At 62.9% G+C, this 23,712-nt stretch carries 31 protein-coding genes; 13 read left to right on the plus strand and 18 right to left on the minus strand.

What is annotated here, in order from left to right; genetic code table 11:
* Nucleotides 1–42 precede the first annotated feature (42 nt).
* Nucleotides 43–441: a VOC family protein gene (locus Amn_RS12830; protein WP_286297511.1), complete on the minus strand. Its 399-nt coding sequence runs from the start codon at nucleotides 439–441 to the stop codon at nucleotides 43–45.
* Nucleotides 442–628: 187 nt separating this feature from the next.
* Here Amn_RS12830 and Amn_RS12835 point away from each other — a divergent pair, with 187 nt between their 5' ends.
* Nucleotides 629–1,477, plus strand: a complete 849-nt coding sequence (locus Amn_RS12835) for an AraC family transcriptional regulator (protein ID WP_286297512.1) — start codon at nucleotides 629–631, stop codon at nucleotides 1,475–1,477.
* A 29-nt stretch (nucleotides 1,478–1,506) separates the two neighbouring features.
* Here Amn_RS12835 and Amn_RS12840 read toward each other — a convergent pair whose 3' ends face one another.
* From Amn_RS12840 to Amn_RS12850, 3 genes are all read right to left on the minus strand, one after another.
* Nucleotides 1,507–2,289, minus strand: a complete 783-nt coding sequence (locus tag Amn_RS12840) for a hypothetical protein (RefSeq protein WP_286297514.1) — start codon at nucleotides 2,287–2,289, stop codon at nucleotides 1,507–1,509.
* A 25-nt stretch (nucleotides 2,290–2,314) separates the two neighbouring features.
* Nucleotides 2,315–3,526 carry an NADP-dependent isocitrate dehydrogenase gene (locus Amn_RS12845; protein WP_192316852.1) on the minus strand — a complete coding sequence of 404 codons (1,212 nt, stop codon included), beginning with the start codon at nucleotides 3,524–3,526 and terminating at the stop codon, nucleotides 2,315–2,317.
* 179 nt (nucleotides 3,527–3,705) lie between these two features.
* A complete protein-coding gene (locus tag Amn_RS12850) occupies nucleotides 3,706–4,050 on the minus strand; it encodes a TfoX/Sxy family protein (RefSeq protein ID WP_286297522.1) in 345 nt (114 codons plus the stop codon).
* Between the two features lie 99 nt (nucleotides 4,051–4,149).
* On the opposite strand from Amn_RS12850, the gene Amn_RS12855 reads away from it, so the two are divergent.
* The 3 genes from Amn_RS12855 to Amn_RS12865 all read left to right on the plus strand — a co-directional run bounded on the left by Amn_RS12855 (nucleotide 4,150) and on the right by Amn_RS12865 (nucleotide 6,065).
* A complete protein-coding gene (locus Amn_RS12855) occupies nucleotides 4,150–5,010 on the plus strand; it encodes an RNA methyltransferase (protein ID WP_246340630.1) in 861 nt (286 codons plus the stop codon).
* The gene (murI, locus tag Amn_RS12860) at nucleotides 5,003–5,797 is read left to right on the plus strand and encodes a glutamate racemase (protein WP_067962648.1); all 795 of its coding nucleotides are present in this window, start codon (nucleotides 5,003–5,005) and stop codon (nucleotides 5,795–5,797) included. Before Amn_RS12855 ends, murI begins: the two co-directional genes overlap by 8 nt.
* A gap of 79 nt (nucleotides 5,798–5,876) precedes the next feature.
* Nucleotides 5,877–6,065 carry a DUF3008 family protein gene (locus Amn_RS12865; RefSeq protein ID WP_067962645.1) on the plus strand — a complete coding sequence of 63 codons (189 nt, stop codon included), beginning with the start codon at nucleotides 5,877–5,879 and terminating at the stop codon, nucleotides 6,063–6,065.
* 41 nt (nucleotides 6,066–6,106) lie between these two features.
* On the opposite strand, the gene Amn_RS12870 is transcribed toward Amn_RS12865, so the two are convergent.
* Nucleotides 6,107–6,742 (minus strand): NAD(P)-dependent oxidoreductase, encoded by a 636-nt coding sequence (locus Amn_RS12870; protein ID WP_154385523.1) that lies wholly within the window; start codon nucleotides 6,740–6,742, stop codon nucleotides 6,107–6,109.
* Between the two features lie 147 nt (nucleotides 6,743–6,889).
* Between Amn_RS12870 and Amn_RS12875 the strand changes: the two genes are divergently transcribed.
* From Amn_RS12875 to ttcA, 4 genes are all read left to right on the plus strand, one after another.
* Nucleotides 6,890–7,300 (plus strand): winged helix-turn-helix transcriptional regulator, encoded by a 411-nt coding sequence (locus Amn_RS12875; RefSeq protein ID WP_154385522.1) that lies wholly within the window; start codon nucleotides 6,890–6,892, stop codon nucleotides 7,298–7,300.
* Nucleotides 7,301–7,374: 74 nt separating this feature from the next.
* Nucleotides 7,375–8,082, plus strand: coding sequence for a 2OG-Fe(II) oxygenase (locus tag Amn_RS12880; RefSeq protein WP_154385521.1), 708 nt, complete (start codon nucleotides 7,375–7,377; stop codon nucleotides 8,080–8,082).
* 222 nt (nucleotides 8,083–8,304) lie between these two features.
* The gene (gene rpsD, locus Amn_RS12885) at nucleotides 8,305–8,922 is read left to right on the plus strand and encodes a 30S ribosomal protein S4 (protein ID WP_067962637.1); all 618 of its coding nucleotides are present in this window, start codon (nucleotides 8,305–8,307) and stop codon (nucleotides 8,920–8,922) included.
* Between the two features lie 212 nt (nucleotides 8,923–9,134).
* Entirely contained in the window at nucleotides 9,135–9,983 is an 849-nt protein-coding gene (gene ttcA, locus Amn_RS12890) for a tRNA 2-thiocytidine(32) synthetase TtcA (RefSeq protein ID WP_154386084.1), read from the plus strand.
* Nucleotides 9,984–10,062: 79 nt separating this feature from the next.
* On the opposite strand, the gene Amn_RS12895 is transcribed toward ttcA, so the two are convergent.
* The 7 genes from Amn_RS12895 to Amn_RS12925 form a co-directional block, all read right to left on the minus strand.
* Entirely contained in the window at nucleotides 10,063–11,328 is a 1,266-nt protein-coding gene (locus tag Amn_RS12895; protein WP_154386083.1) for a multidrug effflux MFS transporter, read from the minus strand.
* A gap of 93 nt (nucleotides 11,329–11,421) precedes the next feature.
* Nucleotides 11,422–11,757, minus strand: coding sequence for a Grx4 family monothiol glutaredoxin (gene grxD, locus Amn_RS12900; RefSeq protein WP_067962632.1), 336 nt, complete (start codon nucleotides 11,755–11,757; stop codon nucleotides 11,422–11,424).
* A 164-nt stretch (nucleotides 11,758–11,921) separates the two neighbouring features.
* Nucleotides 11,922–12,146 carry a hypothetical protein gene (locus Amn_RS12905; protein ID WP_067962630.1) on the minus strand — a complete coding sequence of 75 codons (225 nt, stop codon included), beginning with the start codon at nucleotides 12,144–12,146 and terminating at the stop codon, nucleotides 11,922–11,924.
* Nucleotides 12,147–12,223: 77 nt separating this feature from the next.
* The gene (locus Amn_RS12910; RefSeq protein ID WP_286297534.1) at nucleotides 12,224–12,961 is read right to left on the minus strand and encodes a class I SAM-dependent DNA methyltransferase; all 738 of its coding nucleotides are present in this window, start codon (nucleotides 12,959–12,961) and stop codon (nucleotides 12,224–12,226) included.
* A gap of 14 nt (nucleotides 12,962–12,975) precedes the next feature.
* Nucleotides 12,976–13,209, minus strand: a complete 234-nt coding sequence (locus Amn_RS12915; RefSeq protein ID WP_067962623.1) for a BolA family protein — start codon at nucleotides 13,207–13,209, stop codon at nucleotides 12,976–12,978.
* Nucleotides 13,210–13,223: 14 nt separating this feature from the next.
* On the minus strand, nucleotides 13,224–15,449 hold the full coding sequence (gene purL / locus Amn_RS12920) for a phosphoribosylformylglycinamidine synthase subunit PurL (protein WP_154386082.1): 2,226 nt from the start codon (nucleotides 15,447–15,449) through the stop codon (nucleotides 13,224–13,226).
* Nucleotides 15,450–15,580: 131 nt separating this feature from the next.
* Nucleotides 15,581–16,996, minus strand: coding sequence for an aminotransferase-like domain-containing protein (locus Amn_RS12925; protein ID WP_286297537.1), 1,416 nt, complete (start codon nucleotides 16,994–16,996; stop codon nucleotides 15,581–15,583).
* 83 nt (nucleotides 16,997–17,079) lie between these two features.
* Between Amn_RS12925 and Amn_RS12930 the strand changes: the two genes are divergently transcribed.
* On the plus strand, nucleotides 17,080–17,295 hold the full coding sequence (locus Amn_RS12930) for a DUF1127 domain-containing protein (protein ID WP_067962615.1): 216 nt from the start codon (nucleotides 17,080–17,082) through the stop codon (nucleotides 17,293–17,295).
* Between the two features lie 233 nt (nucleotides 17,296–17,528).
* Here Amn_RS12930 and Amn_RS12935 read toward each other — a convergent pair whose 3' ends face one another.
* The 4 genes from Amn_RS12935 to purC all read right to left on the minus strand — a co-directional run bounded on the left by Amn_RS12935 (nucleotide 17,529) and on the right by purC (nucleotide 19,738).
* Complete coding sequence (locus Amn_RS12935; protein WP_067962612.1) at nucleotides 17,529–17,936, minus strand: hypothetical protein; 408 nt, start codon at nucleotides 17,934–17,936, stop codon at nucleotides 17,529–17,531.
* Between the two features lie 44 nt (nucleotides 17,937–17,980).
* Nucleotides 17,981–18,655: a phosphoribosylformylglycinamidine synthase subunit PurQ gene (gene purQ / locus Amn_RS12940; protein WP_182573850.1), complete on the minus strand. Its 675-nt coding sequence runs from the start codon at nucleotides 18,653–18,655 to the stop codon at nucleotides 17,981–17,983.
* A 1-nt stretch (nucleotide 18,656) separates the two neighbouring features.
* Nucleotides 18,657–18,899, minus strand: coding sequence for a phosphoribosylformylglycinamidine synthase subunit PurS (gene purS / locus Amn_RS12945; RefSeq protein WP_067966646.1), 243 nt, complete (start codon nucleotides 18,897–18,899; stop codon nucleotides 18,657–18,659).
* A 71-nt stretch (nucleotides 18,900–18,970) separates the two neighbouring features.
* Nucleotides 18,971–19,738: a phosphoribosylaminoimidazolesuccinocarboxamide synthase gene (gene purC / locus Amn_RS12950; protein ID WP_067962607.1), complete on the minus strand. Its 768-nt coding sequence runs from the start codon at nucleotides 19,736–19,738 to the stop codon at nucleotides 18,971–18,973.
* A 286-nt stretch (nucleotides 19,739–20,024) separates the two neighbouring features.
* On the opposite strand from purC, the gene Amn_RS12955 reads away from it, so the two are divergent.
* Both Amn_RS12955 and Amn_RS12960 read left to right on the plus strand, forming a co-directional pair.
* On the plus strand, nucleotides 20,025–20,345 hold the full coding sequence (locus tag Amn_RS12955; RefSeq protein ID WP_067962605.1) for a DUF1476 domain-containing protein: 321 nt from the start codon (nucleotides 20,025–20,027) through the stop codon (nucleotides 20,343–20,345).
* Between the two features lie 135 nt (nucleotides 20,346–20,480).
* Nucleotides 20,481–21,251 (plus strand): HpcH/HpaI aldolase family protein, encoded by a 771-nt coding sequence (locus Amn_RS12960; RefSeq protein WP_286297540.1) that lies wholly within the window; start codon nucleotides 20,481–20,483, stop codon nucleotides 21,249–21,251.
* Here the strand turns inward: Amn_RS12960 and Amn_RS12965 are convergent.
* Nucleotides 21,248–21,802: an RBBP9/YdeN family alpha/beta hydrolase gene (locus Amn_RS12965; protein WP_286297544.1), complete on the minus strand. Its 555-nt coding sequence runs from the start codon at nucleotides 21,800–21,802 to the stop codon at nucleotides 21,248–21,250. The genes Amn_RS12960 and Amn_RS12965 overlap by 4 nt on opposite strands.
* Before the next feature lie 46 nt (nucleotides 21,803–21,848).
* Nucleotides 21,849–22,256 carry a GNAT family N-acetyltransferase gene (locus Amn_RS12970; protein ID WP_353622429.1) on the minus strand — a complete coding sequence of 136 codons (408 nt, stop codon included), beginning with the start codon at nucleotides 22,254–22,256 and terminating at the stop codon, nucleotides 21,849–21,851.
* Between the two features lie 128 nt (nucleotides 22,257–22,384).
* On the opposite strand from Amn_RS12970, the gene Amn_RS12975 reads away from it, so the two are divergent.
* Both Amn_RS12975 and Amn_RS12980 read left to right on the plus strand, forming a co-directional pair.
* Nucleotides 22,385–22,774: a GFA family protein gene (locus tag Amn_RS12975; RefSeq protein ID WP_286297550.1), complete on the plus strand. Its 390-nt coding sequence runs from the start codon at nucleotides 22,385–22,387 to the stop codon at nucleotides 22,772–22,774.
* Nucleotides 22,775–22,879: 105 nt separating this feature from the next.
* Nucleotides 22,880–23,677 carry a DODA-type extradiol aromatic ring-opening family dioxygenase gene (locus Amn_RS12980; protein WP_286297552.1) on the plus strand — a complete coding sequence of 266 codons (798 nt, stop codon included), beginning with the start codon at nucleotides 22,880–22,882 and terminating at the stop codon, nucleotides 23,675–23,677.
* The last annotated feature ends 35 nt before the right edge of the window (nucleotides 23,678–23,712 follow it).

Here is a 23,712-nt window from a genome sequence, read left to right on the forward strand (position 1 = left end):
TTTCATTTGGCCGTCTCGACGTCCAGGTCGCTGGCCGGCGGATCAGTCTTCAAAAGCAGCGACAAATTCGACCTTGATCCGGTCGGGGTCCTCTATGAACAGTGCGTAATAGTCGCTGCCGCCATTGGCGAAGGGATAACGCTCGTCATAGAGGCAGGGAATGCCGTTGTCCCGGCAGACCTGCCTGAGCCTATCGACGGTCGTCCTGTCTTCCACGCGAAAGGCCAGATGATTGAGGCCAACGCCTGACCGGTGATAGGGCCGATGGGCGTGTTTCTCGGCCACCTGCACGAAGGTCAGATAGGCATGGTTGCCGTGGGCGAGCGTGAAGCCATCGTTCCAGCGCCCGGTTTCCTCATAGCCGATCTGCGCGAGAAGAGACGTCCAGAAGGCATGCGATCTCTCCAGGTTCGACACATAGATTTCGACGTGATGCAGCATCGGCTTGGCCCCTGAACGCTGTTTGCCTGCAATCTCAAGCTGTATCGCTTCCAGTCCTCATCCGCTATCCCACTGGCCTGGGGGATTGTCATGCGGCAGGCGTGCGGGACCTCCGGTTTGAACTCAGCAGGATTTGTCAAATCGGGCTATGTTTCTGTCCGGCCGATCGATTTGCAAAGGGTTTGGCATGAACGGTGAAACGGCATGGGCAGTCTACGAAACCCGCCTGAGAAGGGTCTCGGCTCACATCCACGCGCATCTCGACGAGGAGCTGGATATGGACTGCCTGGCCGACATCGCCTGCATGTCGAGCTACCACTGGCACAGGATCTACCGCGCCATCTACGGTGAAACGGCTGCCGCCACGGTCAAGCGCCTCAGGCTGCACCGCGCCGCCGGCGACATCGTGGGGACGGATCTGACTGTCCTGGAGATTGCGAAACGGTCCGGCTATCCCAACGTCCAGTCGTTCAACCGCATCTTCAAGGCCGTCTACGGCATGCCGCCGGCGCGCTACCGGAGGGAGGGAAGCCACAGGCTCTTTGAAACCCACAGAGGAAAGGCTTCCAACATGTTCGACGTTCAGATCCGTACCATATCCGACACCAGCCTCGTCGGCGTTCCCCATCAGGGCTCCTACATGCAGATCGGCAAGGCCTTCGAGCAGCTGTTCGGCACGCTCTACGCCCGCGGCCAGGCGCGGCCCGACATGCGCATGATCGGTATCTATCTCGACGACCCCGATCTCGTTGCCGAGGACAGACTGCGCTCGGTCGCCTGCGTCAGCGCCGATGCGTCGGCACCTGCCGCCGCACCGCTCGAGCGCCGCGCCATCCAGGGCGGCGAATACGCCGTGCTGCGCCACAAGGGGCCGTATGCCGAGATGCACATGGCCTACAAATGGCTCTATGCCGAATGGTTGCCGAAATCGGGTCGCCAACTGCGCGACGCGCTGATGTTCGAGGAATACCTCAACAACCCGCGCGACGTGGCGCCATCAGAGCTCCTGACCGACATCCACCTGCCGTTGGCCTGAGTTGGGGGCGCAGGGAAATCCGGCGGTCGTCAGATAAACTCGCGGCCACCGGTATATTGACGGCGAAGCCGCCGGATCACCCACTTGTGGAGTGGCAGGTTCCGCCGGCGATGGAGAAAGACTGTCTCGCCGAATGGCTGTTCGCCTGGCTCGTTCTGCCATGGACCAAACTGCGACGGATCGGGAAACAGCGCTGCGTTGTGTCTCTTCGCAAGGATCGTCAGCACCGACTGGTCATGTCGATGGTCGACGAAGCCAGGCAGGTTCGGAAGCCCGTGTATGTTCGGGGCATCAGTGAGACATGCCTCGCTTGTCATGGCTTCGGACAGGCGTGACACAAACTGCCTTGCTTCCGGCCCAGCCCGGTAAAGCTGAATGCCGCCTACGAGTTGCGGCAGCGACCAGAAATCATCGGTGTCGGCGTTCAGCTCGACAAAGCAATCGCGCTTTGTCCATGTCGACTGCAGCATCGCGCTGCCCATCTGGAAGAGACAAACAGGGTGTTTTTCAGCCAGCGCGATGAGCGGCGCGGGGTCGGCGATGAATGTCATGGCGATGTCGGTGTAGAGAACCAGCGTGCCATCCGGCACGCTGTTCAGTACATCCATGATGACAAATGGCTTCCAGAGCCAATAGCCCGCACCGCGTCGTGCGCTCATTATGGCCGGGTAACGTTGCGCCAAATCGCGCAGCACCGGATGGTCCGGTGTGTAGACAACGGTATCAAGGCCGAACCGGCATGCCGTCTTTGCTAGCAATTTGCTGGCCTGCGAATAGTTCGCGGTCGCAAACGTCACATGAACGGCATGCACTGGGTTCGGCCTGTCGTGTTGCAGATCAGCCCATCGCCTTCTGGAGGTTCTCGTCGATCTTGTCGAGGAAACCGGTGGTCGACAGCCAGGGCTGGTCGGGGCCAATCAGCAGCGACAGGTCTTTGGTCATGAAGCCGCTTTCAACCGTCTGGATGCAGACGCGTTCCAGCGTCTCGGAGAAACGCTTCAGATCGGCGTTGTCGTCGAGCTTGGCGCGGTGGGCGAGGCCACGGGTCCAGGCGAAGATCGAGGCGATCGAGTTGGTCGAGGTTTCCTCGCCCTTCTGGTGCTGACGGTAGTGGCGGGTGACGGTGCCGTGGGCAGCTTCAGCTTCCACCGTCTTGCCATCCGGGGTCATCAGCACCGAAGTCATCAGGCCGAGCGAGCCGAAGCCCTGGGCCACGGTGTCGGATTGCACGTCGCCGTCATAGTTCTTGCACGCCCAGACATAACCGCCCGACCACTTCAGGCTCGAAGCCACCATGTCGTCGATGAGGCGGTGTTCGTACCAGAGCTTGCGCGCCTTGAACTCGGTCTCGAATTCCTTCTCGTAGACCTCCTGGAAGATGTCCTTGAAGCGGCCGTCATAGGCCTTGAGAATGGTGTTCTTGGTCGACAGATAGACCGGATAGTTGCGCAGCAGGCCGTAGTTCAGCGAGGCGCGGGCGAATTCGCGGATCGACTCGTCGAGGTTGTACATGGCCATCGCCACGCCGGCGCCCGGGGCGTCGAACACGTCGTGCTCGATCACCTGGCCGTCGTCGCCGACGAATTTGATCGACAGCTTGCCCTTGCCCGGGAACTTGAAGTCGGTTGCCTTGTACTGGTCGCCGAAGGCATGACGGCCGACGATGATCGGCTTGGTCCAGCCCGGAACCAGGCGCGGCACGTTCTTCATGATGATCGGCTCGCGGAAGATCGTGCCGCCGAGGATGTTGCGGATCGTGCCGTTGGGCGACTTCCACATCTTCTTGAGCTTGAACTCCTCGACGCGCTGCTCGTCAGGCGTGATGGTGGCGCACTTCACGCCGACGCCGTGCTTGTTGATGGCGTTGGCAGCGTCGATGGTCACCTGGTCGTTGGTGGCGTCGCGGTGTTCGATGCCGAGGTCGTAATATTCGAGGTCGATGTCGAGATAGGGGTGGATCAGCTTGTCCTTGATGAACTGCCAGATGATGCGGGTCATCTCGTCGCCGTCGAGTTCGACGACGGGCTTGGCCACCTTGATCTTCGCCATAGGAAATTGCCTCTTTTTGCCTGGAACCAGCCGGTCCCGGAGGGTTCACGATTGGGAGTGCGGCCCCTATACCAAAGCGAATCGGGCGGCGCAAATGATTGCGATTGCGACCTTCGGCCTGTCTGCTGACATTGTATGAAATGCCTGGCTGCGACGTTGGCCGTCGCTGGTGCCGCAGGTCATTTCCGCCTTGCTGATCCCGTCTTCGGCGGCATCGGCCCGACGAAGCGCGACGCCATGGCGATCCAGTTCTCGATCGCCCGGTCGTCCAGCTTATCAGGCGCCACCATGATGAAGCCTTTCATCTCGCGGCCGGTGAAGTCCATTCGCCTGGCGCCCGGCAAGGCGAGAGCTGCGGGCTCCTGTTCCTCACCGACGCGCACCAGCAAGGCGCCGTCCTTCAGCGTGCCGACCATCATGTTGCCGTTGAGCGTGAAGCAGGTGCCGCCGAACATACGGATTTCGCCGACATTGGGATCGTCGCCGACTAAGGCCCGGATCTGTTCCGCGAGATCGTCCGCCATGGCTCGCCCTTACCGGAACTTCATTTTCGCGCGCGAATATGTCAGGGACGCGCAAAAGGCGCAATTCTCGGTTCAATCGCAACAATGTCAGAAAACCCCATGCCAACAGCGGCCCCCGTGATCATCCTCGTCGAGCCGCAGCTCGGCGAGAACATCGGCATGGTGGCGCGCGCCATGGCCAATTTCAGCCTCGGCGAACTGCGCCTGGTCAATCCACGCGACGGCTGGCCGAACGAGAAGGCGCGCTCCGCTGCCAGCAACGCCGATCACGTCATCGACGCCGTCGTGGTCTTCCCCGACCTCGCATCGGCGGTTGCCGACCTCAACTTCGTCTTCGCCACCACCGCGCGCGAGCGTGACGGCTTCAAGGAAGTGCGCGGTCCCGTCGAGGCCGGCCGCATGCTGCGCGGCCGCGCCGCGTCAGGTCTTCGTACCGGCATACTGTTCGGGCGCGAGCGTTTCGGTCTCTACAACGAGGAAGTGAGCCTGGCCGACGAGATCGTCACCTTCCCGGTCGATCCCAGATTTGCCTCGCTCAACATCGCCCAGGCGGTGCTGTTGATGTCCTATGAGTGGATGAAATCAGGTCTGGAAGACGAGACCCAGACCAATTTCTCTGGCCCGGAAATGAAGCCGGCGACCAAGGACGAGCTGCACGGCCTGTTCAATCACCTCGAATCCGCCCTCGAGGCGCGCGGCTATTTCCGCCCGGCGACCAAGAAGCCGAAGATGGTCGACAATCTGCGCTCGGTGCTGACCCGGGCCGGCTTCTTCTCCCCCGAGCTCAAGGTGCTGCGCGGCGTCGTTGCCTCGCTCGACTATTTCTCGCCCAAGGAGCCGCGCGGCAAGGGTTATCCCGAACGCAAGGCCAGGGTTGACCTCGCCGCCCATTCGGGTGGCGCCGGCAGCGACGAGGACGACACGCCGCCGGTCGGCGGCAGAGGGCTCGACAATGACTGACCGCCCGATCCTGATGTTCGATTCCGGCATTGGCGGGCTGACCGTGCTGCGCGAGGCGCGTGTGCTGATGCCCGACCGCCGCTTTGTCTATGTCGCCGATGATGCGGCATTTCCTTATGGCAACTGGGAGGAGCCGGCGCTCAAGCAGCGCATCCTTGGCCTGTTCGACGAATTGCTCGAGCGCTTCAAGCCCGAGCTGTCGGTCATTCCCTGCAATACCGCCTCGACGCTGGTCATCGAGGCGATCCGCGAGCGTTTTCCCGACCACCCATTCGTCGGCACAGTGCCGGCCATCAAGCCGGCGGCCGAGCGCACCTGTTCTGGCCTGGTTTCGGTGCTGGCCACGCCGGGCACGGTGAAGCGCCAGTACACGCGCGACCTCATTACCCAATGGGCGTCGAAGTGCCATGTCCGCCTCGTCGGCAGCCACAGGCTGGCAGCCTTGGCCGAGACCTACATGCGCGAGGGTTTCGTCGATGAACAGGCGGTAGCCGAGGAAATCGCCCCGTGCTTCGTCGAGCAGGACGGCCGCCGCACCGACATCGTCGTGCTTGCCTGCACGCATTATCCTTTCCTGGTCAACCGCATGCGCAAGACAGCGCCCTGGCCGGTCGACTGGATCGATCCGGCCGAGGCGATCGCGCGCCGCGCGCTGTCCTTGCTCGACGGTTCGCGCGAGTGGCGCGACGACGCCGGCCGCGACATCGCCGTCTTCACCTCGAAGCGCACCGATTTTGCCACGCGCCGGCTGATGCAGGGTTTTGGACTGACAGTCGAAGGAACATGACGGTCCGGCAGGCGTTTCCCAAAGCCGAGAGGTCCAAAGGCCCAGAGGTCCAAAGGCCCCAGAGGTAAGGAGAAACGCCATGCCAGCCGTGTCCAAAGCCCAGCAGAAAGCCGCTGGAGCAGCCCTCGCCGCCAAGCGCGGCGAGATCAAGAAGAGCGAACTCGTCGGCGCATCGAAGGAAATGTACGAATCGATGACCGAAAAGGAACTCGAGGAGTTCGCCGAGACCAGCCACAAGGGTTTGCCGGAGCACAGGACAAAGCACTGAGGTCCGGCAAACCCGTCGGGCACTGAGCCTCGGCGAGCCGATCAGTAGCCGACGGTGAAGCGCTTGCCCGTATGCTCAGGCGTTTCGGCCTCGTTGACGATGGCGACGGCCAGGTCTTCCACCGAGATGTGGCTTTCGCCATTGGCATCGAACACCGGCTGGTCGCCACCTGTGCGGAATTTTGCGGTGCGTGCGCCCGGGGCCATCATGATTGCCGGCGACAGGAAAGACCATTCCAGACCGGTCTCGCCGCGCAGGGCCGCAAGGGCGTCGCGCGCGGCGCGTGCACCGTCCTTGTAGGCTTCGGGGAAGTGCGGGCCGTCGACCAGCTGTTTGCCGTCGATTTCGAGGCTGCCAGCGCCACCGACGACGATGACGCGCTTGCCGGCGGCCTTTGCGGCTGCGACGATCGCCTTCGAGCCGGCGAGATGCTTGGCATAGATCTCCGGATCGCCCCAGCCGCCATTGAAGGCGGAGACGACGACGTCGCTGCCCGAGATCGCGGCCTTCAGCGCGTCGATGTCGTTGACGTCGGCTTTGACAGCGGTGACGCCGTCGAGGGCGGCGACCTTGGACGGGGTGCGCACGATGGCCGTGACCTCGTGGTCACGCGAAGCGGCTTCCTTGAGCACCGCGTTGCCGACGAAGCCGGATGCGCCGATGAGAGCGAGTTTCATGATCTTCTCCTTGTTCGCCTGCTTTGCCATTTCAGGCGAATGCAGGTATGATTTGTAATCAGGTTACCAACGATAACTATATAGATCGAACCGAAGAGGGCGAAAAGAACGCATGATTTCGTGCCCAGGTTACGTCAGAGGAACCACATGAACGCCCCGACAAAACCCACAACCGCGGTGCCGCTGCTTCACACCACCCCCGGCTTCGAAACCGATGGCCGCAGCACATGCCCGATCCGCGAGGTGCTCGACCGTGTCGGCGACACCTGGAGCATCCTCGTCATCATCAATCTCCAGGAGCAGCCGGTGCGCTTCAACGCGCTCAAGCGCGCGATCGAAGGCATCTCGCAGCGCATGCTGACGGTCACCCTGCGTTCGCTGGAGCGTGACGGGCTGGTCACCCGGACGGTGCGGCCGACAACCCCGCCAGAGGTGGAATACGGGCTGACCGAGCTCGGCCAGTCGCTTGCCGTGCCGATCGCGTCGCTCGGCGGCTGGGCCGCAAGCAATCGTGACAACATGCGCCAGGCGCGGGAGGCGTTCGATCTCGATACCTGAGCCGCGCAGGAATCGGAATGCGGCGCCCGGATTGGGCGCATAGCGTCGGCCTCCAACAACAACGGAGCGCCGCCATGAAGCCAAACCCTATCGTTTCGCGCCTGGACTGGACGCGAATCCTCAGTGAACTCGACGAGTTTGGTGTCGCGCCGACCGGTCCGCTGCTCGACAACGAGACCTGCCAGGCCTTGCGCGCGCTCTATGATCGCGACGCGCTATTCCGCAGCCGCATCGTCATGCAGCGTCATGGTTTTGGGGCGGGGGAGTACAAATACTTCGCCAACCCGCTTCCTGAAGTGATCTCGGGCCTGCGCCACGGCTTCTATGAGCACCTTGCGCCCTTCGCCAATGGCTGGAACGAGCGCATGGGGCTCGCAAGGCGTTATCCCTGCGAACTCGACGCTTTCCTTGCCGAATGCCACGCCGACGGCCAGACCAGGCCGACACCGCTTCTCCTGAAATACGGTGCCGGCGACTACAACTGCCTGCACCAGGACGTCTATGGCGAGCACCTGTTTCCGGTCCAGCTGGTGATTCTGCTCTCCGACCCGCAATCCGAATTCGCAGGCGGCGAAATCGTCATGACCGAGCAGCGTCCGCGCATGCAGTCGCGCGCCGAGGTGGTTCCGCTCGGCATCGGTCATGGCGCGCTGTTTGCCGTCAACGACCGGCCCAAGGCTGGTTCGCGCGGCGACTATCGGGTAAAGATGCGCCACGGCGTCAGCCGCATCCGCTCTGGCGAGCGCTTCACGCTCGGCATCATCTTCCATGATGCGAAGTGAGCCGGCTGCCTTGGAAGCGTTGACATTGCAGCCGGTTTCGCCTAGTTAGCCGCCAACGCCGGGCCGAAACGCCCGGTGTTTCATTTGACGTGTCCCGTGGACCTTTTCCGCAATGCGTGCGTGGAAGATCCTGTCAGGCTCCGAAAACGGGGGCCAGAGGAGGGCGCGTTTTCCTCGCCTGGAACGTGAAGTTCCGGGTGCAACGTTTTGAAGGGAAATGCGATGAGCAAGCGCGAATCCGCTAAGTACAAAATCGATCGCCGTCTTGGCGAGAACATCTGGGGCCGTCCGAAGTCCCCGGTCAACAAGCGTGAATACGGCCCCGGCCAGCACGGCCAGCGCCGCAAGGGCAAGCTCTCGGACTTCGGTCTGCAGCTGCGCGCCAAGCAGAAGCTGAAGGGTCACTACGGCGACGTTTCGGAAAAGCAGTTCCGCAAGACCTATGAAGAGGCAAACCGCCGCAAGGGCGACACCTCCGAGAACCTGATCGGCCTGCTCGAGTCGCGTCTGGATGCGGTCGTCTACCGCGCCAAGTTCGTGCCGACCATTTTCGCTGCCCGTCAGTTCGTCAACCACGGCCACGTCAACGTCAACGGCAAGCGCACCAACATCTCGTCCTACCGCTGCAAAGCTGGCGACGTGATCGAAGTCCGCGAGAAGTCGAAGCAGCTGGTCATCGTTCTCGAGTCGGTTGGTCTCGCCGAGCGTGACGTTCCTGACTACATCGAAGTCGATCACAACAAGATGGTCGCGACCTTCGCTCGCGTTCCCGGCCTGTCGGACGTTCCGTACGCAGTCCAGATGGAACCGAACCTCGTCGTCGAATTCTATTCGCGCTAATCCCCAGAGCGCGGTGCTTCGCGCCGCGTTCAATCTCGCTGCCTTGGGCGCATCTTGGCGATGCGCCGGGATAGCACCGAATTTCAAAGGGCGGCCGGCAACGGCCGCTCTTTTCGTTTGGGGCGCATGTCTTGCGCGCCGCCTGAATTTGCGGAATACCGCTGGCGGCAGCGCTGTCCCGTATGCGCGCCGTGGATTGAAGGACCAGACCGATGGGCATTCACGAACAGGACGCGCTGGCCGAGCCTGCGGAGGGTGCATTCCCGCTCTATCGCGATGCCCCGTCCTCGGTCGAGTTCAACAAGCTGCGCAAGCGACTGCTGCGCCAGACGCGCCAGGCGATCGAAGACTATGCCATGGCCAGGTCAGGCGAGCGCTGGCTGGTGGCGCTGTCGGGCGGCAAGGATTCCTATGGCCTGCTCGCGGTCCTGATGGATCTCAAATGGCGCGGCCTGCTGTCGGTCGATCTGCTCGCCTGCAATCTCGACCAGGGCCAGCCCAACTTCCCCAAGAACGTGCTGCCCGATTATCTCAATGCCAATGGCATCGCCCATCGCATCGAATATCGCGACACCTATTCGGTCGTTACCGAGAAACTGCCGGAGGGCAGCACCTATTGTTCACTGTGCTCGCGGCTCAGGCGAGGGCACCTCTACCGCATCGCGCGTGAGGAGGGCTGTTCCTCGCTGGTGCTCGGCCACCATCGCGAGGACATTCTCGAGACCTTCTTCATGAATCTGTTCCATGGCGGACGCCTCGCCGCCATGCCGCCCAAGCTGCTCAATGACGAGGGCGACGTCATGGTTCTGAGGCCTCTGGCCTTCTGCGCCGAGGCCGACATGGCCAAATTCGCCGAGGGCATGAAGTTTCCGATCATCCCCTGCGACCTCTGCGGCAGCCAGGAAGGCCTGCAGCGCAACGCCATGAAGGCGATGCTGGACGATATCGAAAAGCGCATGCCGGGCCGCAAGGACACCATGCTGCGGGCGCTGTCCAACACCCGTCCGTCGCATCTGCTCGATCGCAAGCTGTTCGATTTCACCAGCCTGATGGCTGGCTGAGGTCGACAGGGTCACCAAAACGAACAGCCCGAAAACCTTGAGGTTTTCGGGCTGTTTCTATTTCAGGTCGTCGACGCTGTCAGTGGACCTCGGCAACTGCCGGCTTCGGATCGTGCTGGCCGCGGAACAGCTTGCCCTTCTCGGCAATCAGCACCATCACCAGGCCAATCGAGGCGACGCTGCAGAAACCGATCGCCAGCGGCACCGTCGTGCCATCGAAGGATTGGCCAATGGCCGCACCGATCATGCCACCGCCCAGGGTCTGCATGAAACCCTGCACCGAGGATGCCGTGCCGGCGATATGGCCGAGCGGCTCCATCGAGATCGAGTTGAAGTTGGAGCCGATCCAGCCGAACTGGAACATCGCCAGAGCAAACAGCACGATGAAGGCTGGAAACGGCACCGGCCCGGTCAGCGACCAGACGAGCCAGATCGCACTCACCAGCAGGAAGCCGATCAGGGCGCCGTGCGACAGCTTGCGCATGCCGAATTTGACGACGAGACGCGAGTTGAGGAACGACGACACCGACATCATGCCGGCAATGGCCGCAAACACCGCCGGGAACCACACGCCGAGCCCGTAGAGGCCGACATAGACCTGCTGCGCCGAGTTGATGAAGCCGAACAGCGCGCCGAAGATGGTCATCGAGGCCAGCGTGTACCACAGCGACATGCGCGTGGTGAGCACGGTGCGGAAGCCCCGGGCGATCGACATCACCGACAGCGGCCGCCGGTCCTCGGGATGCATCGTCTCAGGCAGGCGGATCGCCGCCCACAGCGTGATCGCCAGCGCCGACACCGCCATGACGATGAAAATCATGTGCCATTCCGAAAACAGCATGACGATCTGCCCCATGGCGGGCGCCACCACCGGCACGACCATGAACACCATGAAGATCAGCGACATGATCTCGGCCATCTGCCGCCCGCCGAAGCGATCGCGCACCACCGACACCGCAATGACGCGCGTCGACGCAGCACCTATGCCCTGGACGAAGCGCAGCAAAAGCAGCGTTTCGAAGCTTGGCGCGAATGCCGCCGCGAAGGCCGCAAGCACATAGATACCGAGGCCGAACAGCAGCGGCTTGCGCCGGCCGAACTGGTCGGAGATCGGGCCATAGGCCAGCAGCGCCAGTGCGAGGCCGGCGAAATAGGCGGTAATCACATATTGCCGGTGGTTCTCGCTCTCGACGTTGAGGGCAGCACCGATCTGCTGCAGCGCCGGCAGCATGATGTCGACGGCAAGCGCGTTGACGGCCATCAATGCGGCGGCCAGCGCGATGAATTCCCAACGCGGAATCGGGAATGCGTCCTGACGGACGCTGGGAGCGACTTTCTGTTCCATTCGGAATCCAATTCAAACGGAAATGCGCCGGGCAAGCCGGCGCATTTGCCACAAACGGGACCCCGGAACAGGCCGGAGCCGGTAATTCTTAGGTCAGGCGGCGCCCTTGACGCTCACGCCCTTCTCTTCCAGGAACGACTGCAGTTCGCCGGCCTGGAACATCTCGCGGATGATGTCGCAACCGCCGACGAACTCACCCTTGACGTAGAGCTGGGGGATGGTCGGCCAGTTGGAATAGTCCTTGATGCCCTGGCGAAGCTCGTTCGAGGTCAGGACGTTGACGCCCTTGTAGTCGACCCCGAGGTAGTCGAGGATCTGGACGACCTGGCCGGAAAAGCCGCACTGCGGGAAGCCGGGCGTGCCCTTCATGAAAACCACGACATCCTGGCTCTTCACTTCGCTATCGATGTATTCGTTGATTCCGCTCATGGCGCACCTAAACCTCAGATCTGGCCGGCGGACCGGCAATGTTCGTTAGACTGCTAGCATCTGCCACTATGTGGTTGCAACAGTCGAGCATTCCAAGCGTCGGGTCGACCCGAAATCCGGAAATGTGACCTTTTTGCCGTGCAGCACCTGCGTTGCGGCGTCAGTCAGCTGCTGCGGCGTGCCTTCGAGCGCGAGCGGACCGTGCGCTTGCGGCTGGTCTGCTTCTTGGCTGGCCTCAAAAGCTTCTCGATCTGGCGCAGCGTGGCCGAACTCGTCGACGTCGTCCGCTTGCGGCGGCGGGCGCGCTTCGAGGTGCTCGACGGCTTCTTCAGAATGTCCTTCAGCACGCCGTCGACGACGCCTTGGACCAGGTCGTTGATCAATGACATCAGCGCGCACCCCTGTTCTGTGGAATGTCCCGGATAAAAGATCGGGCGATCGATGTCGAGGGCCTCGGCCTTCTGGCCTACTTGATCGCCCGCACGCAGATGAACCCAGGCGAATGGCTGAGCTCGGCAAAGTGTTCGGGGTCGACGGCGGCCATCTCGGCCACCGGCAGCGGTTCGACAAAACGGTCGAGACGCCAGCCGGCATCGCTCAGGCCGTTCAAAATGTCCTGCAGCGGGCGACGGTAGGATGCGACGTAAGGCCTGGGCTCGCCAAAGCCGGCCCAATGCAGGCCCCAGCGGTTGGTCGTGACGTAGTTGGCATCGCGGCGTGCGCGGGGATCGGCCCAGTCACGCATCGGGTGGCCCATCGAGAACACCAGCCGGCCTCCGCTGCGCGTAATGCGATGAAACTCGGCGAAGACAGGCTTGAGGTCTTCGACATAGTCGAGCGCCAGCGAACACAGGATCGCGTCGGTGCTGCCGCTCGCCAGCCAATCCAGGGGCCTGGCCAGATCGCCTTGGTGGAACGCGACGTCGAGACCGGCGCAGCGCTTGCGCGCCAGTTCCAGCATTTCGGGCGTGATGTCGAAGCCGCGGACCCGGGCGCCGCCGCGCGCCAGCTTTTCCGAGCAGATGCCGGAGCCGCAGCCGGCATCGACCACGTCGAGTCCGGCGACATCGCCGAGCAGGGCCAGCGACGCCGGCCGCTCGTACAGTGCGTTGTGGGGCTTGGTGGGGGCTGCCGCGTCGTAGCGCTCGGCAAAAGTCGAGTAGGCGCGGCGCCCTACGTGATTGTCATCCGGGCGCCGCGTCATGGGAGCGCAGACCCTTATTCGGGAATGCTGGTCTGTAGGGCGAGTGCGTGCAGCACGCCGCCCATATTGCCCTTCAGCGCGTCGTAGACCATCTGGTGCTGCTGCACGCGGGTCTTGCCGCGGAAGCTTTCCGAGACGACCTCGGCGGCGTAGTGGTCGCCATCGCCGGCGAGATCGCGGATGGTCACCCGGGCATCCGGAATGCCGTCCTTGATCATCCGCTCGATGTCGTGTGCGTCCATTGCCATGTTGTCGTTCCCGCTCAGTTGTCCATGAAGCGAGGGAACCAGGATTCGTGAGCCGAGGTCAACTCGTCGACGCTCACCGCCCGTGCCTCGCCCAGCTTCAGTTCCTTGCCGCCGGTCGTTCCGATCCACGGCGCGTGGATGCCGAGCGCCTTGGCTTCGTTCCACAATTCCTGCATCTCGGCCGACTGCGGGTCAAGCTTGACGGTGACCAGGTAACGGCCCTGGTCCTCGCCGAAGAACACCGGGATCGGGTTGGTGCCGCTGAGGCCCGGAACAGTCGCCCCGATGCCGGACGCCATCGCCATTTCGGCAAGGGCTACGGCAAGGCCGCCGTCCGACAGATCATGCACGGCAGTGGCCATGCCGCCGCGGATCAGCTTGCGCACGAAGTCGCCGACCTTCTTCTCATGTTCGAGGTCGACCGACGGCGGCGGGCCGTCGGTGCGGCCGTGCAGGTCGCGCATGTAGATCGACTGTGCCAGGTGGCTGCCCCATTGGGCCGGGCCGCCGACCAGCAGGATCACTTCGCCTTCCCGAGCGAAGCAGGCCTTGGCCATCTTCGACCAGTCGTCGATCAGGCCGACGCCGCCGATGGTCGGTGTGGGCAGGATGCCCTGGCCGTTGGTCTCGTTGTAGAGCGAGACATTGCCGGAGACGATCGGGAAGCCGAGCGCGCGGCAGGCATCGCCGATGCCGGTCACTGCGCGCACGAACTGGCCCATGATCTCGGGGCGTTCGGGATTGCCGAAATTGAGGTTGTCGGTAGCGGCGAGCGGCACGGCGCCGGTCGCGGTCAGGTTGCGCCAGCATTCGGCGACCGCCTGCTTGCCGCCCTCATAGGGGTCGGCCTCGCAATAGCGCGGCGTCACGTCTGACGAGAACGCCAGCGCCTTCGTGGCGTGGCCCTCGACACGCACCACGCCTGCGTCGCCGCCGGGGCGCTGCAGCGTGTTGCCCTGGATCATCGTGTCATATTGCTCGTAGACCCAGCGGCGCGACGAAAGATCTGGACCGCCGAGCATCTTGAGCAGTGCGTCAGCGACATCGGCTTGTGGTATGTCGTCGTCAGCCAGCGGCGCGCGCTTGGCCGGCTCGACCCACGGGCGATCATATTCGGGCGCCTCGTCACCGAGCTCCTTGATCGGCAAATTGGCGACTTCGACGCCCTGGTGGATGACGCGGAAACGCAAATCGTCAGTGGTCTTGCCGACGATGGCGAAATCGAGGCCCCACTTGACGAAAATCGCCTCGGCTTCCTTCTCCTTCTCGGGACGCAGCACCATGAGCATGCGCTCCTGGCTTTCCGACAGCATCATCTCGTAGGCGCTCATGCGCTCTTCGCGCACCGGAACCTTGTCGAGGTCGAGCTCGATGCCGAGGTCACCCTTGGCGCCCATCTCGACGGCCGAGCAGGTCAGGCCGGCGGCACCCATGTCCTGGATGGCGATGACGGCGCCTGAAGCCATCAGCTCGAGGCAGGCCTCGAGCAGGCATTTTTCGGTGAATGGATCGCCGACCTGCACGGTCGGGCGCTTCTCGTCGATCTTGTCGTCAAACTCGGCCGAGGCCATGGTCGCACCACCGACGCCGTCACGGCCGGTCTTGGCGCCGAGATAGACGACCGGCAGGCCGACACCCTTGGCCTGCGACAGGAATATGCCGTCGGTCCTGGCGAGGCCAGCGGCAAAGGCGTTGACCAGGATGTTGCCATTGTAGCGGGCATCGAAATTGACTTCGCCGCCGACGGTCGGCACGCCGAAGGCGTTGCCATAACCGCCGACGCCGGCAACTACGCCCGAGACCAGGTGGCGGGTCTTGGGGTGGTCGGGCGCACCGAAGCGCAGGGCGTTCATCGAGGCAACCGGGCGGGCGCCCATAGTGAAGACGTCGCGCAGGATGCCGCCGACACCGGTCGCAGCCCCCTGATAGGGCTCTATGTAGGAGGGGTGGTTGTGGCTCTCCATCTTGAAGACCACGCAGTCGCCGTCGCCGATGTCGACGACGCCGGCGTTTTCGCCGGGGCCCTGGATGACGACGTCACCCTTGGTCGGCAGCGTGCGCAGCCACTTCTTCGACGACTTGTAGGAGCAGTGCTCGTTCCACATCGCCGAGAAGATGCCGAGTTCGGTAAAGCTCGGCTCGCGCCCGACAAGGTCGAGGATGCGCTGGTATTCGTCCGGCTTGAGCCCGTGCGCGGCGATGAGTTCGCCGGTGATCTTCACGTCATTCTGAATGGTCATCGTAGATCGCAGAATCCGTTGGGGTGCGTTGGTGGCTCCATAGCGCATGATTGCGCCGGGATATACCGCCAATGGCCAGAAAGTCACCCTTTAAGGCACGGAAACGGCCATCCGCCCGAGATCTCAGGGTTTCAGCCGAAGCTGTCGTAGCCGGCGTCACCCTCGTCGAGCAGGCGGCGCAGCTTGATCAGCCCGCCCTCGACCTCGCTGCGCGTGCGCGGTGCCGAAATGCCGATCCGGACGCGGTGGAAAACCTGGTCGGAGCGGCCGGCCTTGAACTCGTCCTCGTCGTCGACCAGCACGCCCTGGCCATAGGCGGCATTCTTGAATGTCCCTGAATTCCAAGGCTCCGGCAGGGCCAGCCAGACGAAGGGGATGTTGGCGGCGATGTTGAAGTCGCTGCCGTCGAGCGTCTTGCGCACGATGTCGAGGCGCGCATTGATCTCGGCGATGGAGCGGGCGCGAATGGCGGCGGCTTCGCCTGACAGCACCAGTTGCGCGCACAGTTCCGCCAGAAGGTACGGCATGCCGCCGGTGACCATCTTGTGGGCGACGCGGATACTGTGCCGGAAATGCGCCGGGCAGGACAACCAGCCGCCTCGTACGCCGGCGGCGACAGATTTCGACAGACCGCCGACGACGAAGACCCGCTCGGGTGCAAATTCCGCCAGCAGCGGCGTGCGATCATCGGTCAGGGCGCCATACAGATCGTCCTCGATCAGCAGCACATTGTACCTGCGCGCGACGTCGGCGATCGCGGCGCGACGCTCGGCCGGCATGGTCGCGCCGGTCGGGTTCTGCACTGTCGGCATCAGGAAGGCGACCTTCGGATGCTTCTGTGCGCAGACGGCCTCGAAATCAGCGGGGTCGATGCCGTGTGCGTCCGACCGGACAAGCGCCATGCGGCGCCCGACCAGTCCGGCGCTGCGCGCCACTTGCGTATAGGTCAGGTGCTCGAACACGATGAAGTCGCCCGGCTGCGTCACCGCCGCGATGATCGAGACGATCGCCGCATGCGCGCCGAGCGTCGGCACGATCGTGTCGGGCGAAGGAGCAAAGCCATTGCGGCCCAGCCAGGCGCTGCCGGCCCTGAACCAGTGCTCGGGGAAGTTCCGGGCATAGCTCGCGACGTCGTCGGGAAAGTCGCGGCAGATCGCCGAGGTGATTGTCTCGATTGTACTGTTCTGCCCGACATTGGGCGCAGCCGTGCTGTCGAAATGCAGCTTGCCCGCCGGCGCCTCGACTGGCCGCGATCCCTCATGGGGCAGGGGCGGGGGCTCGATGATGGAGGGCTGGATGCCGTTGCGCTCCAGCACATAGGTACCGCGGCCGACCTCGCCGCTGACCAGCCCGCGTTCGCGCAGCAGCGCGTAGGCGCGACCGACAGTACCGATGGTCACTCCGATGTCGTAGGCCAAGTCGCGCTGCGGCGGCAGCTTGGCACCGGAAGCGAGTATGCCGTTGTCGATATCGTGCTCGATCCGCTCGGCCAGCCTGAGATAGAGCGGGCCGGAGCCGGAGGAGAGGTCGGGAAGCCAAATTGTCATGGTGACAATTCCTAAATTGCTATCGTCGTTGAGTCAATTCATAGCATTGATCGTCACAAATAGACACAATGTGGACAGCAAAAATGAGTACAATCGATGCAATTGGCGGAGTTGCCACGGCTGCATCTCCGCACGGGAAGCGCAGCGGTATACGCGGCTTCGTGCGCTGGCTGGCGTTTTGCATGGAGCGCCGGCGCACCAGGCTGGCGCTGCTGGAGCTGACCGACGACCAGCTCGCCGATATCGGAATTTCGCGCTGCGACGCCTATCGCGAAGGGCTACGCCCCTTCTACGACTAGAGCGCCGTGCGTCCGTGAGGACGCATAAGTGGGCGCTCTCGATCCTTGCGTTTTCGCATCGGACTTTTCGAAAGCCGGGTTCGGCTTTCGGGCCGATGCGGCCCACTCCCATGGTCACGGGCCGTCACGACCCACTGACGGTTCGGTTCAGGTGGAGGCGCGCCCCTGGTGCCTCCACCTCTTTTGCCCCGAGGCGGGCACGAGAGGCGGGTAATTGACGATTTGTCGGTCCGTCAGGCGGCCGAGCCGCAGGACGCGTCGCCGCTGCGCCAGCGATTGATGTCAGATGTGATCCGGCTGCCGAGCGCTTCGCTCATCAGCGGGCCGAACACCTGGACCTGGCTGGAATTGCCCTGTGCCTGCACGACCAGCAGCGGGCGCGCGCCATACTGCTTGGCCGGCACGAGCAGGAACCGCGGCGTGCCGCCGAAATTGTTCAGCTCATTGGCCATCTGGTACTTCTTGAAGGCCGGATCCTTGCTGGCGAACCAGCATTTGTGCGCAGCGATCGCCACCTGTTCCATCGAACGCAGCGAAGCGCTCTTGCCGGATGACGAGGGCGGCGGCGTCTTCGGGCCGGAATTGCAGGCGGCGAGGCCGATGACCGCGGCCGTTGCCGCCAGAATCCGCAGAGTCTTCATGCGCCGATACCAGCCTTTTCAGAGGGTGAGGGGAGGAGGTTCGCTCAGGCTGCCTTGGGCAGCCCGAGTGCGCTCTCGAACAACGCGCGGCCATCGTCGCCGCCATGCGCTGCCTCGATCAGGTTTTCCGGATGCGGCATCAGTCCGAGCACGTTGCCCTTGTCATTGATGATGCCGGCAATGTCGTTGATCGAGCCGTTCGGGTTGGTGCCCTCGGCGTAGCGGACCACGACCTGGCCTTCGCCCTCGATGCGCGCCAGCGTCTCGGGATCGGCAAAGTAGTTGCCGTCGTGATGCGCCACCGGGCAGCGGATGATCTGGCCGGCCGCGTAGTTGCGGGTAAAGGCGGTGTTGGCGTTGGCGATCTCGAGCTTTACTTCGCGGCAGACGAACTTCAGCGAAGCGTTGCGCATCAGGGCGCCCGGCAGCAGGCCGGCCTCGACCAGGATCTGGAAGCCGTTGCAGACGCCGACGACCTGCACGCCCTTGGCGGCCTTCTCGGCCACCGCGCGCATCACCGGCATGCGGGCTGCGATCGCGCCGCAACGCAGGTAGTCGCCGAAGGAGAAGCCGCCGGGAATGGCGATCAGGTCGACATCGGGGATTTCGGTGTCGGTCTGCCAGACGGTAACGGGCGCGGTGCCCGAAATCTTGGTCAGCGCCGCGATCATGTCGCGGTCGCGGTTCAGGCCGGGGAGGAGAACGACCGCTGATTTCACGTCAGGCAATCTCCACTGCGTAATTCTCGATCACCGTGTTCGCCAGAAGCTTCTCGCACATGGCGTTGAGGTCGGCTTCCGCCTTGGCCTTGTCGGCGCCGTCGATTTCGACGTCGAAGACCTTGCCCTGGCGTACCGAACCGACGCCGCCGAAGCCGAGGCCGTCGAGCGCATGTTCGATAGCCTTGCCTTGGGGGTCGAGCACGCCGTTCTTGAGGGTGACGGTGACGCGGGCCTTGATCACGGGCATTTCACTCCGGAGCAGAAATGGAAAACAGTCGGGCGCGAAGTTACTCGCGCCCGTGCTTGGATTTGTCAGTGCTTGACGAGGACCGGCCCGGTCGGACGGGGCGTCTCGTTCTCGTTCATGATGCCGAGACGGCGCGCCACTTCCTGATAGGCTTCGACCAGCCCGCCCATGTCGCGGCGGAAGCGGTCCTTGTCGAGCTTGTCCTGGGTGGCGACGTCCCACAGGCGGCAGCTGTCGGGCGAAATCTCATCGGCGACCACGATGCGCATCATGTCGCCCTCGAACAGGCGGCCGCATTCGATCTTGAAGTCGACCAACTGGATACCGACGCCCATGAACAGGCCGGAGAGGAAGTCGTTGACGCGAATGGCCAGCGCCATGATGTCGTCGATTTCCTGCGGGCTCGCCCAGCCGAAGGCCGTGACATGCTCTTCGGAGACCATCGGGTCGTCGAGCGCGTCGGCCTTGTAGTAGAACTCGATGATCGAGCGCGGCAGCACGGTGCCTTCCTCGATGCCGAGGCGCTTGGCCAGCGAGCCGGCGGCGACGTTGCGGACAACGACCTCGAGCGGGATGATCTCGACTTCCTTGATCAGCTGCTCGCGCATGTTGAGCCGACGGATGAAGTGGGTCGGAATGCCCATGCGGTTCAGGTGGTTGAAGATGTGCTCGGAAATGCGGTTGTTGAGCACGCCCTTGCCGTCGACGACTTCATGCTTCTTCTTGTTGAAAGCGGTGGCGTCGTCCTTGAAAAACTGGATCAGGGTACCCGGCTCGGGGCCTTCATAAAGGATCTTGGCCTTGCCTTCGTAGATGCGGCGGCGACTCTTCATTTGATTGTTTCTCTGGTTGGAAGGGTGGACGGCAAGCTACCGGTCCCTTTCTCACGCCGCAAAGCCGCGGCGGCTGTGGGTTTCAAGGCCGGTCTCTATCTTAATCGGGCCAATTGCTCAATCATCATTTCCTGCCAATTAACGCCTTTTGCTGCGGAAATGCCGCACCGCACAGGCAAACAGCTCAAAAGAGACGTATTGACCGGGCGGCGGGCTTTTGGTTTGAGGAAGTCGATATCATATGCACCGGAAGTCGAATCGATTTCCCACTCCCTGGAGGATTGCCATGAGCAACATGAAGGACCGCGAAGAAGGTTTTGAGCGCAAGTTCGTCTTCGACGAAGAACTGCGCTTCAAGGCAAATGCGCGGCGCAACAAGGCGCTCGGCCTCTGGGCTGCCGAAAAGCTTGGCAAGTCGGGTGCCGACGCCGAGGCCTACGCCAAGGAAGTCGTGGTTTCCGACATCGAGGAAGCCGGCGACCATGACGTCTTCCGCAAGATCCGCGCTGATTTCGACGCCGCCGGCGTCGACCAGTCCGATCATCAGATCCGCCGCACCATGGACGAGCTGATGGCGCAGGCGATCGACCAGATCAAGAACACCTGATCAAGACCAAATGCTGGATGCCGGGGCGCGAGTTTCTGCAGCCCTGGACCAACGAACCGCCCGCATCCCGGGCGGTTTTTGTTTGCGCCGACGCCAGCTTCCGGTTGAAATGGCTACGACCTGAGGGAGAGAAAGATGTCGCTTGCCGAGAGACTGCACGCCAACGAGACCATCATCACCGCCTGGTCCGGCGTGCCGGATGCGCTGACGGTCGAAATCCTTGCCGGGCAAGGCTTCGATGCCGTCACCCTCGACATGCAGCATGGCGGCCACAATGAAGACAGCGTGCTGCGCTCGATCGCGCCGGTGCTCCGGGCGGGCAAGCATTCGATCGTCCGGGTTCCGGTTGGCCGATTCGACATGGCGAGCCGCGCGCTCGACTTTGGTGCCGAGGCGGTCATCGCGCCGATGGTCAATTCGGTCGAGGATGCCCGGCGCTTTGCCGCCGCGATGAAATATCCGCCGCTCGGCGAACGCTCCTGGGGCCCAACCTTCGCAGCACCGCGTCACGGCAGCAAGGATTCGGTCAAGTGGCTGAAGGAAAGCAATGCCCGCACCGTTTCCTTTGCCATGGTCGAGACCCATGCGGCGGTTGCCGTGCTCGACGGCATCCTGGAAACGCCCGGCATCGACGGTATCTTCCTTGGGCCGGGTGATTTCTCCATCGCCTGGACGAAGGGCGAGACGATCAACTCGACACTCGAAGCGATGATGGAAACGGTCGCCGATGTCGGCAGGCGGACCCGTGCCGCCGGCAAGCATGCCGGCATCTACGTCACCGATCCCAGGATCGCGGGGCGTTTCGTCGACATGGGTTACCAGATGCTGGCGACAGGCTCCGAGCACCAGCTGATCGCGGCCGGCGCCGCGGGTCTTCTGGCGGACCTCAAGAAGTCTTTGGGCTAGCTTTCCAGCCGCGACAGGAACTGCGCGAACACCATCGATCCCTCCGGCCACGGCCCATGGCCGGAATCGGCGTTGATGTGGCCTGAATCGCCGGCGTCGATGAACAGCGATCCCCAGGCCGCGGCGATGTCCTCGGCGACGTCGAGCGCGCAATAGGGGTCGTTGCGGCTGGCGACGACGACCGACGGAAACGGCAGCGGATCACGCGGGTAGGGGCCGAAGGTCATCAGGTGCTTCGGCTTGATCGCCGGGTTGGACACATCAGGCGGCGCCACGAAGAAGCCGCCGGCGACGGGTTTCTTGAATTCGGGAATGGCGTGAATGACCGTCGGGATGCCGAGCGAGTGGGCAACGAGCACCACCGGCCGCTCCGCCGCGTTCACTGCCTTGACGACCTTGTCCGTCCAGTCCCCGCGGACCGGCTTCGACCACTCGTCCTGCTCGACGCGGCGTGCGGTCGACAGCTTTTCTTCCCAGCGGCTCTGCCAGTGGGCGGGCCCCGAATTGGTGTATCCGGGCACGATGATGATATCGGCGTCTTTTACCTTCATGTCGCGGATGTAGCGATCCGACCTTGCTGGTGCAAGACGGTGCAGCTCACAGTTCCATGTGCACGATCTCGATCGGGTCGCCACCGACACCGTGGGAGAAATAGCCTCGCTCGACCGCGCGAAAGCCGTGGTGGAGATAGAAGCCCTCGGCATTGACGGTCGATTCTATCCGGACCGGCCCTTCATGGTTCTTTCGTGCATTCCGGATGCCGATTTCGAGCAGTTTTTTGCCGAGACCTGATCCTGCCGCGTCGGCAACAAGGAACAGCCGCGTCACCTCACCTGGCTCGGAATCGACGAAGCCGACGATCCTGTCGCCTCGCTCGGCAACAACCATCAGCCCTTTGGCAATGAGGGCTTCGTAAGTGTCCGGCGTCCGATCGCCCATCCATCCGGCAATCTGTTCGGCGGAATAGTGCTCCTTCGCCAGCTCACGCACGGAATGTCGCGTCACGTCAAACACCGCTCGTCCGTCCCCGCTCCGTGCCGGCCTGAGCGTTGTTGTATGTTCATTGTCGTTCATGACGTGCACCAGGATCGCATTTATGAGTAGCCGGCCTGGGATGGGATTGTCTCCGGTGTTTGCCGACTGGCACAACGGAACTGTTGCCGACGATCCAGAGCCGGTCGCGCAATTTTTGCAACATGTGCCGGAAGCAGAGCGGCCACGACTACGCTGCAACCAATATCAATGACGACATGGTCGATATCGAAGGCGGTGAGACCGTGACGTGGTTTGCCGCGTCAAGCTTCGCCCGGCGCGGCTTCTGCAGTCGTTGCGGCTCGGTGATGCTCTGGAAGCCTAACGACGAAGGCTACGTTTCGATCATGGCCGGTTCGTTCGAGGAGCCGTCGTCGCTGGTTGGCGGCTATCACATCTTCATCGCCGACAAAGGCTCATATTACGAGATCGATGACGACTTGCCGCGATACGAACGGTCGTCGCCTTCGCTCAAAGTGCTGGAGGATTGAACGGGAGACTGTCGATCGTTCTCGATTGTTGAACGCTTCGTCGTGGTTCGGCGCTCTGCTCGAAACAGTGAGGAGCGCGTATATTTCAGGGCAAGGAGACATGACATGACCTCGTTGCCCACACTTTTCATTTCGCATGGCGGCCCCGACATCGTTTTGGCCGACACGCCGGCGCGCCATTATCTCGAAGGCCTCTCGGGTCTCGTCGAGAAGCCCAAAGCCATTGTGATCGTCTCGGCGCATTTCGAGACCGACGGCGTCGCCGTCGTGACGGACCCCAAGCCGGGCATGATATACGATTTCGGCGGCTTCGCGCCCGAGCTCTACAAGATGATCTATCCGGCCGTCGGCGAACCTGCCCTGGCCGAAAGAGTGTTCGGCATGCTCGATCAAGCCGGCCTGAAGCCGCATACGTTCGAGAAGCGCGGCTATGACCACGGCACATGGACGCCGCTCAAGCTGGCGTTCCCCGACGCCGACATTCCAGTGGTTCAGGTGTCGATCGACCCCAGTCGCGATGCCGCTTGGCATCATGCCATCGGCAAGGCGCTGGCGTCATTGCGCCACGAAGGCGTACTGCTGATCGGCTCAGGCCACATCACCCACAATCTGCGCGCCTATTTCAGTCGGCTTCGGCGCGGAGCCGAACCCGATCCCGCGCTGGCCGGCAAGGTGCATGCGTTCACCGAATGGTTCGCCGACAGGCTGGCGCTCGGCGATACCGAAGCGCTGCTGCACTGGAAGGACAAGGCGCCTTTCCCTGGGGAGAACCACCCGACCGACGAACATCTGATGCCGATCTTCTTCGCTTACGGTGCGGCAGGTGAGGGTGCGACGGGCCGTCGCGTGCACGATTCGGTCGATCACGGCTTCTTTGCCAACGATTCATATCTGTTCGACTGAGCGTCGAGCCGCTAAATGATGCCGCTTCGATCGAA

The sequence above is a fragment of the Aminobacter sp. Y103A genome, from assembly GCF_030294925.1.
Classification (GTDB): domain Bacteria; phylum Pseudomonadota; class Alphaproteobacteria; order Rhizobiales; family Rhizobiaceae; genus Aminobacter; species Aminobacter ciceronei.